The organism is Erwinia sp. B116 (assembly GCF_002865965.1).
Lineage (GTDB): Bacteria > Pseudomonadota > Gammaproteobacteria > Enterobacterales > Enterobacteriaceae > Erwinia.
Genome location: NZ_JRZZ01000005.1, coordinates 56,659 through 70,202 on the forward strand (window position 1 = coordinate 56,659; position 13,544 = coordinate 70,202).

Below are 13,544 nucleotides of genomic sequence, written 5' to 3' on the forward strand. Positions count from 1 at the left end.
GGCATCAGTGCTGATGGTTAACGTGATTTCAGCGGTGCACTCATTTCACCATCGCCGACTTTGATATCCAGCAGGGCGGCGAGGCGTTTGGCGATCAGTTCAATATCAAAGGCCGCCGCAGAAACCGGACTGAAATCAAAAATCGACTGCTGGGAGGCGTTAGCTTCGGCCACGCTCTCATCGCGGTTGACCACCCCAACCAGCTTATCGCCCAGCCGCTGCTGCATAAACGCGGTGACGTCGCGGCTGATATGGCGGCGACTGTCGCTCTGGTTGAGCACGAAATAGTGGCCGCCACGGTGGTTCAGCGCACCGCCGATCATTTTTTCGTTCTCAACCTGCGGCAGCAGCGACAGCGAGGCGGTATCCGCCAGCATCACCACCAGATGCATATCGGCCAGCGCCGCCATGGCTTTAAGCGCCGGACCCGGGCCCGGGGGAAAATCGGCGATGATCACCAGCCCCGGGTAGTTAAGGACGGTGTTCAGCCCACGGACGAGGAAGTTGGGATCGTGGGAGAGATTATTTTCAAACTCCATTCGCTGATCTTCGCTGACGTCGCCGTAAGGCAGTACGAAGATATTGCCGCCGGTGGTCAGGATTGACTGACTCCAGTCAGAGGCCTCTGACGACTTCGCCACATAGCCCCGCCCGTCGGACAGCGGCACGCCAAAGTGCAGGCGCAGCGCGTTCTGCACGTCGAAATCAATTGCCAGCACTTTGCTGCCCCCGCGCGCCAGCGCATGGGCAAGGTTGGCTGCCATAGTGGTTTTACCCACACCGCCTTTAGGGGAACAGACGCAGACTAACGGCATGAGGCAATTTTCTCCAACAGGGGTTGTAATAAACTCTCTTTGGATACCGCGCGGGCAGCGGCACCGGCGGAACCAAATAACTGCTTATAGTGGATATCCGCGCTACTGCTCTGCGTCTGGGCGCTCCACGCAGAGGGGGCAGCAACCGCTTCCCGCGCATCGGCGGTGCTCTGCACCCAGCCCGAAGCCGGGGTCGCTGCCGGCTGGACGGCGGCCGGCGGGAACAGCCCGCGTGATGATGGCGGCACGTCGGCAGACGCGGAGCTAAGCGGTGCAGCTGGCTGCTGTAATGGCGCAGACAGCGGCGTGCTCTGCTGCTGTAGCTGTGCAATGAGCGGCGTGCTCTGCTGCTGTGGCTGCGTCATAAGCGGCGTGCTCATCTGTTCTAGCGGCGTGGCCAGTGGCTCAGCAGGTACGGCAGCCGGTGCGCTCAACGGCGTGGTCGCGGGCTGAACAGGCGCAGCCACAGCCGCCTGCAGCGGCGTCACCGATGCGGCGGCGCGCGGCGGCGTCTGTGCCGCCAGCTGTTCAAACAGCGAACTGCCCGCCGCCGAGGTGATTTGTGCCACCGGCGCCGGGCGCAGGGCCGCCGACTCCGCCGCCGTTTCCGCCGGGGTTAAACCCGGGTGCTGGGCATGCGCGGCGGAGGCCATTGCGGGTGGCGCAGTAACCGGTGCAGCGGCCGCGGCGGTGGCCGATTTCAGCGATGAAGAGATACTGTCGAGCAGTGAACTGCCGCTGGCCGCCGTGGTGGTGGCAAAGGACTGCACCGCCGGTTTAGCGGGCGCGGCGGCCACCGGCGCAGGCGGGGGCGCAAACGAAGAAGGATCGATCGGCTGCGGTGCCGCGACGTCGATACGCTGGCTTTTTTCCAGCACCGAACCTGCGTCATCATTCAGTAACTGTTTGATTATCGCCCAGTTAGTGGTATCTGAATTAAGCGACTGCTCCGACATGTCTTTGAACTCAATATGGTCCGTTTGCGTTTTTTCTTTAAAACGCTGCAAGTCATCATAGCTTTTCATGAGAATGATCGCGCAGGTTGTGGATTTTTCGCAATATAACACACTCTAATAAAGAGTTAAGAGAGTTCTGATGGCATATTCACATTATTTTTGTCAATGAAATTAACGACACTAAGTGAAATTATTCATTGCAGATGTTATTTATCATCTGTGTAATTATCGGTTGGAGTTTATTAATTACGTGAGGGGAATCTTAGGCTTTCGAAATATCTTACGGTTAATTTTCACATTACCGTTATTCCGCTAGCGTTAATGAAAATTTCAGCTAAGGCGACCTCCCTGTCCCCTTAGCCGAACCTTACGGCGTCGGCAGCGTTGCCTCATCCTGCTCAACGGCAAAACAGGCCACCTGCTGTTCACCAAAACGTTTCAGCTGCGGCTGCAGCTGGGTGCAGCTGCTCATCCGCCGGCGGCAGCGGGCGTTAAACGCGCAGCCCGGCGGCGGATTCAGCGGGCTGGGCAGCTCGCCGGTCAGCTTAATACGTTCGCGCCGATCGTCAGGGTTGAGGCGCGGCGTCGCAGAGAGCAGCGCCTGGGTATAGGGATGGCGCGGGTTGGCGAAAATCGCCTCCTTACTGCCCTGCTCCACGCAACGGCCGAGATACATCACCATCACTTCATCAGCAATGTGCTCGACCACCGACAAATCGTGGGAGATAAACACGTAAGAGAGTCCCAGCTCCTGCTGCAGATCCATCATCAGGTTCAGCACCTGGGCACGCACCGACACGTCCAGCGCCGACACCGGCTCATCGGCGATCAGCACGTCCGGGTCCAGCATCAGCCCGCGGGCAATGGCGATACGCTGGCGCTGACCGCCGGAGAACATATGCGGATAGCGGTCATAGTGTTCGGTTTTCAGCCCGACCTTCGCCATCATCTCCAGCGTTTTCTCGCGGCGTTCCGCCCGGCTCAGCGTGGTGTTAATCATCAGCGGCTCTTCCAGAATCTGGCTGACTTTCTTACGCGGGTTCAGTGAACCATAAGGGTTCTGGAAGACGATCTGAATTTTCTGCCGGCGCAGCTGCTGTGCTTTAGGGTCGGGCTGCAGCAGATCCTGGCCCTGGTAATAGAGCTGGCCCTCGGTGGGCGTTTCAATCATGGTCAGCAGACGACCCAGCGTCGACTTTCCGCAGCCGGACTCGCCGACCACCGCCAGCGTTTTGCCGCGTTCCAGGTTAAACGAGACGCCGTCCAGCGCCTTGACCAGCCGCTCCTGGCCGAACAGGCCCTTTTTCACCGGGTAGTGTTTTTTCAGGTCGATCGCCTGCATCAGCAGCGCCGGATTGAGATTTTCAGGCTTCATAGACGGGTCTCCCGGCGTCATCCAGTGGGAAATGGCATTTCGCATAACGTCCGGCCCGTTCATGCATGGCCGGCTCTTCGGTACGACAGCGTTGGGTGGCGTACGGGCAGCGCGGGTTCAGCAGGCAGCCGTCGGGGCGGTCATATTTGCCCGGCACCACGCCCGGCAGGGACGCCAGCCGCGCTTTGTCGCTGGAGAACTCCGGCAGCGCGCGCAGCAGCGCCTGGGTGTACGGGTGCCGCGGTGCCTTAAACAGCTGCGCCGCCGGCCCGGTTTCCACCACCTGCCCGGCGTACATCACGATGATGTGCTGTGCGGCCTCGGCCACCAGCGCCAGATCGTGGGTGATCAGGATCAGCGCCATATTCTCCTGACGCTGCAGATCCAGCAGCAGCTCGATGATCTGCGCCTGGATGGTCACGTCGAGCGCGGTGGTCGGCTCATCGGCAATCAGCAGCTTCGGCCGGCAGGCGATGGCCATGGCGATCATCACGCGCTGGCTCATGCCGCCGGAGAGCTGGTGCGGGTAAACGTCCAGCCGCGAGGCCGGATCGGGAATGCCCACCTGGGTCAGCAGGTCAATCGCCCGCTGACGCCGGGTGCGGCGGTTGCCGCCCTGGTGCACCTTGATCGCTTCCATAATCTGGAAGCCGACGGTGTAACAGGGGTTGAGGCTGGTCATCGGGTCCTGGAAAATCATCGCCACTTCCGAGCCGACCAGCTGGCGGCGCTCTTTTTCGGAGATGCGCTGCAGATCGCGCTGGTTAAACACCAGCTGCTCGGCCATCACCCGGCCGGGATAGTCAATCAGACCCATGATCGCCAGCGAGCTGACCGATTTACCGGAGCCGGACTCGCCGACGATGCCGACCACCTGCCCCTGCTCAACCTGATAGCTGATGCGGTCGACGGCGCGGAAGGGTGCCTTTTCGTCACCGAAGTGCACCGAAAGTTGGTTTACTGTTAAGAGTGCCATCGCGCTGCCTACTGTTTGAGTTTCGGGTCGAGAGCGTCGCGTAATCCGTCGCCCATCAGGTTAAACGCCAGTACCGTCAGCAGTATCGCCACGCCAGGGAAGGTTACCACCCACCAGGCGCTCTGCGCGTACTGCAATACGTCGGAGAGCATGGTGCCCCACTCCGGCGTCGGCGGCTGTGCGCCCATTCCCAGGAAACCCAGCGCGGCCATATCGAGGATCGCGTTGGAGAAGCCCAATGACGCCTGCACGATCAGCGGTGCCAGGCAGTTAGGTAAGATATTGATAAACATCTGCCGCAGCGGCCCGGCCCCGGCCACGCGCGAGGCGGTGACGTAGTCGCGGGTGGTCTCCACCAGCACCGCGGCGCGGGTCAGGCGGATGTAGTGCGGCAGGGCGACAAAGGTCAGCGCCAGCGAGGCGTTAACGATCGACGGGCCGAAAATCGCCACCAGCACCAGCGCCAGCAGCAGGCTCGGCAGCGCCAGCATGATGTCGACTAAACGCATAATCGCCGCGTCAACCGCCCCGCCGACGTAGCCAGCCAGCAGGCCAAACACCACGCCCATCACCAGCGACAGCACCACCACCAGGCAGCCGACCAGCAGCGACAGCCGCGCGCCGTACATCAGGCGCGACAGCACGTCACGGCCGACGTCATCGGTGCCCAGCAGGAACTGCCAGCTGCCGTTTTCATGCCACACCGGCGGCTGCAGCAGCGCCTGGCGGAACTGCTCGGACGGCGCGTGCGGTGCCAGCACGTTGGCAAAAATGGCGATTAACATCATCAGAACCACGTACACCAGGCCGATCACCGCGCCTTTATTACGCTTAAAGTAGTGCCAGAATTCCTGTAACGGGGTCATCGGCTTGGGGGCAGCAGCGGCGCTGCCCGAATTGATCACAGACATATGGCCCCCTATTTTCTGTGGCGAATGCGCGGGTTAACCACGCCGTAAAGCAGGTCAACCAGCAGGTTGACGAGGATAATCAGCGTGGCCACCATCAGCACGCCGCCCTGCACCACCGGATAGTCGCGGCGTTGCAGCGCGTCGATCAGCCAGCGGCCAAGGCCCGGCCACGAGAAGATGGTTTCGGTGAGGATCGCCCCGGCCAGCAGCGTACCCACCTGCAGACCAATCACCGTGACCACCGGCAGCATGGCGTTACGCAGCCCGTGCACCACGATCACCCGCAGCGGCGTCAGCCCTTTGGCGCGCGCGGTGCGGATGTAGTCTTCGCTGAGCACTTCCAGCATCGAAGAGCGGGTCATACGCACGATCACCGCCAGCGGGATGGTGCCGAGCACGATGGCGGGCAGGATCATATGCATCACCGCGTCTTCGAAGTCGCCCGGCTCGCCCCAGATCAGGGTATCGATCAGCATAAAGCCGGTCAGCGGCTGGCTGTCATCAAGAAACACGGTATCGCCGATGCGGCCGGAGACCGGCGTCAGGTTCAGCTGCACCGAGACCAGCATGATCAGCATCATGCCCCACCAGAAGATCGGCATCGAATAGCCGGTCAGCGAGATGCCGACGGCGGTGTGATCGAAAATGGAACCGCGTTTGACCGCCGCCAGCACGCCTACCGGGATACCGACGGCGATAGCAAACAGCATCGCGCAGACGCCCAGCTCCAGCGTGGCCTTAAAGCGCGGTACGAACTCGTCCCACACCGGCACGCGGCTTTTCAGCGACAGGCCTAAATCGCCGTGCAGCACGCCGTTGATATAGGTGATGTACTGCTGCCACAGCGGCTTATCCAGCCCCAGCTGGGCCATCAGTTCGGCGTGACGTTCAGGGGAGATCCCGCGTTCGCCGACCATAATCATCACCGGGTCACCGGGGATCATGTGGACAAACGCAAAGGTTAACAGGGTGATACCAATAAACGTTGGGATGACAAGTCCCAGACGTCGGAGTATGAACTGCAGCATAATCCGGATTCTCTTGTGTTCCCGCCGACCGTAGCCAACGGGATTATTATTGCTCACATCCTGCGGCGGCGTGAACGCCTCCGCGACGCAGCGGACTGCGCCTTGACGACCTGGTTTTGCTTCCGGGCAAAGGGGCCACGCGGCGGCCCCGGCAGAAAGTCCTCAGGACCGGTTCTCACCGGCCCTGAGCATTACTCCTGGATGTCCACGTTATCGAAGTGGTGTTTGCCCAGTGGATCGACTACGTAGCCAGACACTTTTTTGCTGACCGGCTCATAGACGGTGGAGTGGGCAACGATCAGCGCCGGCGCCTGGTCGTGCATCACCACCTGCGCCTGCTTGTAGTACTCAATGCGCTTGTTGTGATCGGCTTCGGCACGCGCCGGCTGGATCAGGTCTTCAAACGGTTTGTAGCACCAGCGTGAATAGTTGGAGCCGTCTTTTGCCGCGGCGCAGCTGAACAGGGTCGCGAAGAAGTTGTCCGGGTCCCCGTTGTCGCCGGTCCAGCCCATCATTACCGTCTGGTGCTCACCGGCTTTGGCGCGTTTCAGGTACTCGCCCCACTCATAGGTGACGATTTTGGCCTTCACGCCGATTTTCGCCCAGTCGCTCTGGATCATCTCGGCCATGCGGCGCGCGTTCGGGTTATACGGACGCTGCACCGGCATCGCCCACAGGTCGATGGCGAAACCGTCCGCCTTGCCCGCTTCTTTCAGCAGCGCTTTGGCTTTTTCGACGTCGTAGCTGTAGTCCTTAACGCTGTCGTTGTAGCCCCACATGGTCGGTGGGATCAGGTTTTTCGCTGCCTGGCCCGCGCCCTGGTAAACCGCGTCGATGATCGCCTGCTTGTTAACGGCCAGCGTCAGCGCCTGGCGCACCTTGACCTCGTCCAGCGGCTTCTTCTCGGTGTTGAACGAGACGTAACCGACGTTCAGGCCCGGCATCTGCATCAGGTTGATGTTTTTATCTTCCTTCATGCGCGCGATATCGGCCGGGTTCGGGTACGGCATCACCTGGCACTCGCCCTTCTGCATTTTGGCATAGCGCACCGAGGCGTCCGGGGTGATCGAGAACACCAGGCGGTCAATCTTCGGCTTGCTGCCCCAGTAGTCCGGGTTGGCCTTATACAGAATGCGGGAGTCTTTCTGGTACTGCAGCAGCTGGAACGGGCCGGTACCGACCGGGTTCAGGTCAAGTTTGTCCTGGGTGCCGGCTTTCAGCATGTTGTCGGCATATTCGGCGGAGAGGATTGAAGCGAAGTCCATGCCCAGATCGGCGAGGAACGGCGCTTCCGGGCGGGTCAGAACAAAGCGAACGGTGTGATCGTCCACCTTCTCAATTTTGCTGATCAGCTTCGGCATATCCATGCCTTCGAAGTACTCGTAGCTGCCGCCGGAGACGTTGTGATACTTGTTGTTTTTATCCAGCTGGCGCTCAAACGAGAACACCACGTCATCGGCGTTAAACTCGCGGGTTGGCTTAAAATCTTTGGTGGTCTGCCACTTCACGCCTTTACGCAGGTGGAAGGTGTAGGTTTTACCGTCTTCACTGACGTCCCATTTCTCCGCCAGGCCCGGAACCAGTTCGGTGGTGCCGGTCTTGAACTCCAGCAGGCGGTTATAGATCGGCACCGAGCTGGCGTCATAGGTGGTGCCCGAGGTAAACAGCTGCGGGTTAAAACCCTCCGGCGAACCTTCAGAACAGTACACCAGCGTTTTGGCCTGCACGCCAGCGGTGATCAGCAGCGCAATGGCGCTAAGGCCGACCTTTAGCATGGCGGATTTTTTGGCGGAGTGGGTCATTCGTGTGCTCCAGTAGTCATGTGATGTTGTGTTGTTGTTTGCTGTACGCCGATCGTTTTTTTTGAGTGATCTGTGCGTGGTGCCTTGCGGCGTCACCAGGATTAGTCGGAATTACATTCCCTTACCTTTTGTAGTGAGGCTCCAATTTGGCAACTGTTGCAGGTAACGTCAATACAAACGAAGGGTATTTACGCAGAGTGTGAGTCACTGCAAGCAACGATAAAAAAAACAATTCGAGCACATTTTTAGCGTTACCGTTTTAAGATATTAAAATAAACGCTATTTCATGCTGGATATTTAGCGACAAACCAGTCAGTTTCATTGCGAAAAAACGCCAAAATTAATCTCTATGTGGTGCGTTATGGCGCGATAAAGTTGTCCATATGGCTAACTTATAGATAAAAATGCTGCAACAGTCGCTGTATTTTCATATATACAACGCAACATTGAGCAGAGTAATACGCGATGCGAAATAAGTGACTGATTACTGGCAGGTTGCCGCTTTTACGCGGTAAATCAGTGCGCCACGCGCGGGGAAGCAGGGCAAAGGAGATACCGGCATGCAGCATAATCTACGGTGATGACCGATCGCAGGGGATCGCGGCTTACCAGGGAAGGACCCGGCCCGTCAGGGCCGGGGTCATACGGAGATCAGGGTTTCGCGGGGGCGGCTTTCGCCTGCGGATCGGCACACCAGTTGTTGGCCGGATTAATGCCGCCGTTCGGCGAGGTGTAACCCAGGCAACCCAGAATGGTGTCATACAGCTCGACGTGGCGGTGCGTGGCCCCGGCGCGCTGCTGCGCCCGCAGGCGATCGAACGCCTGCTGGTTCGTCGGCTCGGCCAGCCAGCTGTCGGAGGCCCAGACGATCATCGGCACGCGGAACTGCTCCGGCGGCGCCATCTGCCGCGGCGTGCCGTGCAGGTGCATATTCTCACTGATTGACTCACCGTGGTCGGCGGCGTAGAACACGATGGCTTTCTTATCGCGCAGCTGGTCAAACACGCTGTCGAGCACCGAGTCGGTATAAAGCACCGAGTTATCGAAGGCGTTAATCAGCATCGCTTTGCTGCAGGTATCGTCCACGCCCATGCACTCAGGCTGGTAGCGGGCGAACTCGCGCGGATAGCGCTGGGAGTAGAGGTAGTGCGAGCCTTTGGTGTGCAGCACCACCAGGTGTTTACCCTGCGGGTGCCGGTCGACCGAGGCCTTCAGCTCCGGCACCAGCAGCATATCGTCGACCGATTTACCCTGGTTGCGCTTTTCGGAACCAATCTGTTCGCGGAACGAATAGCTGTCGGCGTCGGTGTTGTTGTAGAACCACACCTCGCTCTGCATGGCGAACAGCTCCGAGCTGAAGCCCAGCTCTTTCAGCACCGCAAACACGTTCTGCTCCTTCAGCGTGCGGCCCGGGTTATCCATGGTGCCGCCTTCGCGCACAAACATGCAGCGCAGCGACAGCTTGGTGGCGGTGTCGCAGGACTCGCCGCGGAACGCCACCAGGTTTTTCTCCCGCGCCATCTTCGGCGTGGTATCACGGTCGTAGCCCAGCAGGCCCATATGGTCCCAGCGGGTGGTTTCACCGATCACAAACACCACGTAGGTATCATCAATCCCGGCCGGGGCCTGATAGGTAAAGTTTTTCGCCGGGTCGAACAGCGACTCGCCGTGCATCTTCTCGTCATAGGTGGTGTAAGCGAACAGCCCGAGCGCCGACAGCCAGTTAGACGGCAGGTAAGAGTGCGCCACCACCCCGCCGTAGCTGGGCAGGTCGACGTTGGTCAGCTTCTCGTTGGCGCTTTGTGTGCGGTCAAAGTAGCGGATCGGCAGCCAGACCAGCGCCACCGCCAGCAGCAGGGTCAGCAGCGGTTTCAGCCGCTGACCGCGGGTTTTCAGCTGTGCCAGCAGCGTCATCTGCTGCGGGTTGAGCCACAGCAGCAGCAGCGGCAGCACGCTGCCCAGCACCATCCACAGCACGAAGTGCAGACCGATCACCTCTTTCGACAGATCGACGTCGGTGGTCATCACCGAGGCGACGATGCCGTAGCCGATCACCACGTTAAAGTTGGCGATGTAGTAGCTGGCCGAGACCGAGACCAGCACCAGTACGCTGGCGGTCAGCCGGTAGAACCAGCGCCCGCCCAGCGACAGCACGCGCAGCAGCACGAAGGTCAGCAGGGTTGCCGCCAGCACTTCGGCCAGCGCCGACAGCCACTGCATGGCTTTAAATTCAGCAAGATAGGGTTCAAAACGACGGTAAAAAACCGGCAGGTTGAGCAAAATACCAATATAGAAGGCCAGCAGCAGACAGACCTTCTGCTGGCTAAGAGACTTTATAAAATTCATGCGAGCATAATCCTGGCGTAATCTGAACAAAACCCAAACACGATCTAAACGCTAGTCAGACCCTGATGCCGCTTCAGAGTTCGACCGGAGAGCCGATTATCCGCAAGGCCGTCGATTACCAGAGTGTTCTGATGACGAAAGTGGGGGTGTTTCCTGAAAGCAGGGCGCCAGTTAAGCACAGCGGCGGAAATTAGTCTGTCAAAGGCTGTAAAAACATTTTAAAAAGTCAGGATTTCGCAAAAAAGACGATATTTTCCGTTCATGGTCACGCCAGCGGTAATCCGCCCCGGACGGGGGACAGCCCGCCCGGGGTCGGTGAACGGGCCAGTCGCGGCGGCAAAGGCGGGTACGCTGAATCCGCAGCCTTTGCTGAAGGCAACCCGGCAGCGCTGGCGGGTACGCCGGTATCCTCAGGGCAGGATGAGCCGGCGGCCCGCCGCCGGGGCTGGGGCGGGCGTTCGCGGTGTCAGCGCAGGATGTTCAGCGTGACGTCGATATTGCCGCGGGTGGCGTTGGAGTACGGGCAGACGATATGCGCTGCATCAACCAGACGCTGAGCCTCGGCCTCATCCATTCCCGGCAGGTGGATATCCAGCTGCGCCTCAATGCCAAAGCCGGTAGGGATCGGACCAATGCCGACCTGACCTTCGATAAATGCCTCTTTAGGCATGGCAATCTTGTCGCGACCGGCGACAAACTTCATCGCGCCCAGGAAGCAGGCCGAGTAACCGGCGGCAAACAGCTGCTCCGGGTTGGTCACTTCGCCGCCCAGACCGCCCATCTCTTTCGGCACGCCCAGTTTGACGTCCAGTACGCCGTCGGACGAGGTGGCACGGCCATCACGGCCGCCGGTGGCTTTCGCTTTTGCACGGTAAACGACTTTTTCTAATGACATGGTATAGCCCTCTGTAAGTGAATCAGGAATATATTTTGCGATTAAATCGCGCACTACATAAATAACAAAACCTGTCTCTGATGCAGGCAGCGGGATCCCCCCCTGCCTCATTAACCCTGCAGATTATCGCGCAGCGATTCCAGCTGGCCCTTCAGCGACTGCAGCTGTTCCAGATCGCAGGCTGACGCGCAGCGTACCGAATCCGGAATCGATAATGCCTTATCCCGCAGGCCGCGCCCGGCGTCGGTCAGCGTCACCGCCACCTGACGTTCATCCTGACGCGAACGCTGCCGCAGCAGCAGGCCGGCGCTTTCCAGTCGTTTTAACAGCGGGGTCAGCGTGGCAGAATCGAGAAAAAGACGCTCGCCAATCTGCGAAACCGTTACGTCATCCTGCTGCCACAGCACCATCATCACCAGGTACTGCGGATAGGTGATCTCCAGCGGAGCCAGCAGTTGCCGGTACAGCTTGTGCAGCGCCAGGTTGGCCGAATAGAGCGCGAAGCACAGCTGCTGGTCGAGCAACAGTGGCGCATCTGCCGGTTGTTTGTCATCTTTATCTGTAGTCATGAGAGAAAATATAAATAGTGCACTATACAATTGCAAGCAATTTTATTTCAGGGGAGAAAACCATGCAATCACTGGAAGAACGCGCGCGGCGCTACGCCAGCAAAGCCCATGCGGATGCGGGGCAGCGGCGCAAATATACCGATGAACCCTATATCGTTCATCCGGCGGCGGTAGTCGAGCTGGTGCGCAGCGTCAGCGATGATGAGCAGATGCTGGCCGCGGCCTGGCTGCACGACACGGTAGAGGATACCACCAGCACCGGGGGCGATCTTAGCAGCCATTTTGGCGAGCGGGTGGCCGCTCTGGTCGCCGAGCTGACCAACAGCGGCGACAGGCCCGGCCAGAACCGCACGGCGCGCAAAGTCGCACATTTTGAACACACCGCGCACGCTTCACCGGCGGCACAGACCATCAAACTGGCGGATATTATTGACAATACCCGCGCGATTATCGATTTCGATCCCCACTTCGCGCGCATTTATCTGGTGGAAAAGCGTCTGCAAATTGCCCTGCTGACCAAGGGCGATCGCCAGCTGTTTAACCAGGCATCGCAGATCGTTGAGCAGGGTATCGCCCGGCTCAGCCAGCCACCCTACAACGTGCCGCCGGCGTGGTTCGACCGTCAGGCCGAAAAATATCGCCAGCTTGCGCACAAAATCGGCGAATAAGCGACGAAACGCGACGATAAAAACGCCTTAACACGCATTTTGTGCGGTTGCCGGTTGCAGGGCATAGAATGCGAGGAATTGAGCGCTCAATTGCCTACACTCCCCCGTTTTGCCAGCGTAACGGGGAAAATTATGTCGACCGATTTGAAAATTATCAGAAACACCACCATCACCTTTCTGGCCTTTGCCGCCTTTCTTAGCGCGATGATGGGGCTGGTATTTATTGATGTGGTGTGGATGCACAACGCGCTGCATGAAACCTCATTTACCGAAATCACCCAGGAGCTGATCCTCGCGGTCATCGCCCTGCTGTTTTATCGCCGCGCCAGGCGTCTGCCGGCCGAACGCCCGCTGCTGCTGCTGGTGGCCGGCTTCTTCGGCTGTATGCTGATCCGCGAGCTGGATTTCCTGTTCGATCTGCTGCACCACGGCAGCTGGTTCTGGTTTGCGCTGACCCTGACCCTGGTCAGCCTGCTGCTGGCGTGCCGCCAGCCGCGTCTGCTGATCGCCGGGCTGGCTGACTTTATGCGCGCTCCCGGCTGGGGCATGATGTCGGCAGGTATGCTGACGATTCTGGTGTTTTCACGCTTTTTCGGCATGCATGAGCTATGGCAGACCCTGATGCTGGACGGCTACAACCGCACGGTAAAAAACATGGCCGAAGAGGGCAGCGAACTGCTGGGCTACAGCCTGTGCCTGTTTGCTACGCTGATCTACGTCTGCCCGTGCCTGACAATAAAAAGGCAACCGGCTTAAGCGGTTGCCTGATGATGGAGCAGGCAGCGTTCAGGCTGCCTGTGACGTTACCCGACGATGCTAGCGCCATTTCACACGTTGTACCCATATTTCCCGAGAGATCCGTTGCGCCCCTTCAGATTTGACCTTTCTCACCTGCAGCTGAATGCGATCGCTTTTTTGCGTCAGATAGGAAACCTGAAACGACGCGCGTCGCTCGGTGATCTCAAACACGGATGAAATAGTTTTATGATCCACCCACCTTTTCTGCTTCCAGCACCACAAGGCGATCAGCATATATAAGGGCTGGCCGGCATACCTGGCCAGTTCGGCAGGAATACGGCTACCTTCATGGTTACGTTGCTGCACCACTTTGGCGATTCTGCCAGGTTTGGCAACAGAAGGGGTCTTACCGGCATCATTCATCGTTCTCCATCCCTGATAAGTGTCTCGCCCTCCCTGCGGATA

13 protein-coding genes are annotated in these 13,544 nt (G+C 59.1%); 2 read left to right on the forward strand and 11 right to left on the reverse strand.

The annotated features are described in order from the left end of the window. Positions 1–17: 17 nt before the first annotated feature. The 10 genes from bcsQ to NV64_RS05625 form a co-directional block, all read right to left on the reverse strand. Positions 18–815 carry a cellulose biosynthesis protein BcsQ gene (bcsQ, locus tag NV64_RS05580; RefSeq protein ID WP_101505498.1) on the reverse strand — a complete coding sequence of 266 codons (798 nt, stop codon included), beginning with the start codon at positions 813–815 and terminating at the stop codon, positions 18–20. Beyond that, a complete protein-coding gene (gene bcsO, locus NV64_RS05585; RefSeq protein ID WP_101505499.1) occupies positions 806–1,840 on the reverse strand; it encodes a cellulose biosynthesis protein BcsO in 1,035 nt (344 codons plus the stop codon). The genes bcsQ and bcsO overlap by 10 nt, the downstream gene beginning before the upstream one ends. Before the next feature lie 298 nt (positions 1,841–2,138). Next, the gene (gene dppF, locus NV64_RS05590; protein WP_101505500.1) at positions 2,139–3,146 is read right to left on the reverse strand and encodes a dipeptide ABC transporter ATP-binding subunit DppF; all 1,008 of its coding nucleotides are present in this window, start codon (positions 3,144–3,146) and stop codon (positions 2,139–2,141) included. Further along, positions 3,136–4,122, reverse strand: coding sequence for a dipeptide ABC transporter ATP-binding protein (gene dppD, locus NV64_RS05595; RefSeq protein ID WP_101505501.1), 987 nt, complete (start codon positions 4,120–4,122; stop codon positions 3,136–3,138). The genes dppF and dppD overlap by 11 nt, the downstream gene beginning before the upstream one ends. 8 nt (positions 4,123–4,130) lie before the next feature. Continuing rightward, on the reverse strand, positions 4,131–5,033 hold the full coding sequence (gene dppC, locus NV64_RS05600) for a dipeptide ABC transporter permease DppC (RefSeq protein ID WP_056240772.1): 903 nt from the start codon (positions 5,031–5,033) through the stop codon (positions 4,131–4,133). A gap of 8 nt (positions 5,034–5,041) precedes the next feature. Then, entirely contained in the window at positions 5,042–6,061 is a 1,020-nt protein-coding gene (gene dppB, locus NV64_RS05605) for a dipeptide ABC transporter permease DppB (RefSeq protein WP_056240776.1), read from the reverse strand. Between the two features lie 191 nt (positions 6,062–6,252). Then, on the reverse strand, positions 6,253–7,863 hold the full coding sequence (gene dppA, locus NV64_RS05610; RefSeq protein WP_056240779.1) for a dipeptide ABC transporter periplasmic-binding protein DppA: 1,611 nt from the start codon (positions 7,861–7,863) through the stop codon (positions 6,253–6,255). A gap of 651 nt (positions 7,864–8,514) precedes the next feature. Beyond that, positions 8,515–10,209 carry a kdo(2)-lipid A phosphoethanolamine 7''-transferase gene (eptB, locus tag NV64_RS05615; RefSeq protein WP_056240782.1) on the reverse strand — a complete coding sequence of 565 codons (1,695 nt, stop codon included), beginning with the start codon at positions 10,207–10,209 and terminating at the stop codon, positions 8,515–8,517. Positions 10,210–10,675: 466 nt separating this feature from the next. Further along, positions 10,676–11,104, reverse strand: coding sequence for an organic hydroperoxide resistance protein (locus tag NV64_RS05620; protein ID WP_056240785.1), 429 nt, complete (start codon positions 11,102–11,104; stop codon positions 10,676–10,678). A gap of 110 nt (positions 11,105–11,214) precedes the next feature. Next, the gene (locus NV64_RS05625; RefSeq protein WP_101505502.1) at positions 11,215–11,673 is read right to left on the reverse strand and encodes a MarR family winged helix-turn-helix transcriptional regulator; all 459 of its coding nucleotides are present in this window, start codon (positions 11,671–11,673) and stop codon (positions 11,215–11,217) included. Positions 11,674–11,735: 62 nt separating this feature from the next. Here NV64_RS05625 and NV64_RS05630 point away from each other — a divergent pair, with 62 nt between their 5' ends. Further along, positions 11,736–12,341, forward strand: a complete 606-nt coding sequence (locus NV64_RS05630; protein WP_056240792.1) for an HD domain-containing protein — start codon at positions 11,736–11,738, stop codon at positions 12,339–12,341. Positions 12,342–12,473: 132 nt separating this feature from the next. Beyond that, positions 12,474–13,097 (forward strand): hypothetical protein, encoded by a 624-nt coding sequence (locus NV64_RS05635; protein WP_056240796.1) that lies wholly within the window; start codon positions 12,474–12,476, stop codon positions 13,095–13,097. Between the two features lie 60 nt (positions 13,098–13,157). Here the strand turns inward: NV64_RS05635 and NV64_RS05640 are convergent, their stop codons facing one another. Continuing rightward, positions 13,158–13,502 (reverse strand): CaiF/GrlA family transcriptional regulator, encoded by a 345-nt coding sequence (locus NV64_RS05640; protein ID WP_056240799.1) that lies wholly within the window; start codon positions 13,500–13,502, stop codon positions 13,158–13,160. Positions 13,503–13,544: the final 42 nt, after the last annotated feature.

What these genes read in the sequence shown, in the direction of transcription:
- bcsQ (WP_101505498.1), bottom strand. Translation starts at nt 815, where the DNA reads ATGCCGTTAGTCTGCGTCTGTTCCCCTAAAGGCGGTGTGGGTAAAACC.
- bcsO (WP_101505499.1), bottom strand. Translation starts at nt 1,840, where the DNA reads ATGAAAAGCTATGATGACTTGCAGCGTTTTAAAGAAAAAACGCAAACG.
- dppF (WP_101505500.1), bottom strand. Translation starts at nt 3,146, where the DNA reads ATGAAGCCTGAAAATCTCAATCCGGCGCTGCTGATGCAGGCGATCGAC.
- dppD (WP_101505501.1), bottom strand. Translation starts at nt 4,122, where the DNA reads ATGGCACTCTTAACAGTAAACCAACTTTCGGTGCACTTCGGTGACGAA.
- dppC (WP_056240772.1), bottom strand. Translation starts at nt 5,033, where the DNA reads ATGTCTGTGATCAATTCGGGCAGCGCCGCTGCTGCCCCCAAGCCGATG.
- dppB (WP_056240776.1), bottom strand. Translation starts at nt 6,061, where the DNA reads ATGCTGCAGTTCATACTCCGACGTCTGGGACTTGTCATCCCAACGTTT.
- dppA (WP_056240779.1), bottom strand. Translation starts at nt 7,863, where the DNA reads ATGACCCACTCCGCCAAAAAATCCGCCATGCTAAAGGTCGGCCTTAGC.
- eptB (WP_056240782.1), bottom strand. Translation starts at nt 10,209, where the DNA reads ATGAATTTTATAAAGTCTCTTAGCCAGCAGAAGGTCTGTCTGCTGCTG.
- NV64_RS05620 (WP_056240785.1), bottom strand. Translation starts at nt 11,104, where the DNA reads ATGTCATTAGAAAAAGTCGTTTACCGTGCAAAAGCGAAAGCCACCGGC.
- NV64_RS05625 (WP_101505502.1), bottom strand. Translation starts at nt 11,673, where the DNA reads ATGACTACAGATAAAGATGACAAACAACCGGCAGATGCGCCACTGTTG.
- NV64_RS05630 (WP_056240792.1), top strand. Translation starts at nt 11,736, where the DNA reads ATGCAATCACTGGAAGAACGCGCGCGGCGCTACGCCAGCAAAGCCCAT.
- NV64_RS05635 (WP_056240796.1), top strand. Translation starts at nt 12,474, where the DNA reads ATGTCGACCGATTTGAAAATTATCAGAAACACCACCATCACCTTTCTG.
- NV64_RS05640 (WP_056240799.1), bottom strand. Translation starts at nt 13,502, where the DNA reads ATGAATGATGCCGGTAAGACCCCTTCTGTTGCCAAACCTGGCAGAATC.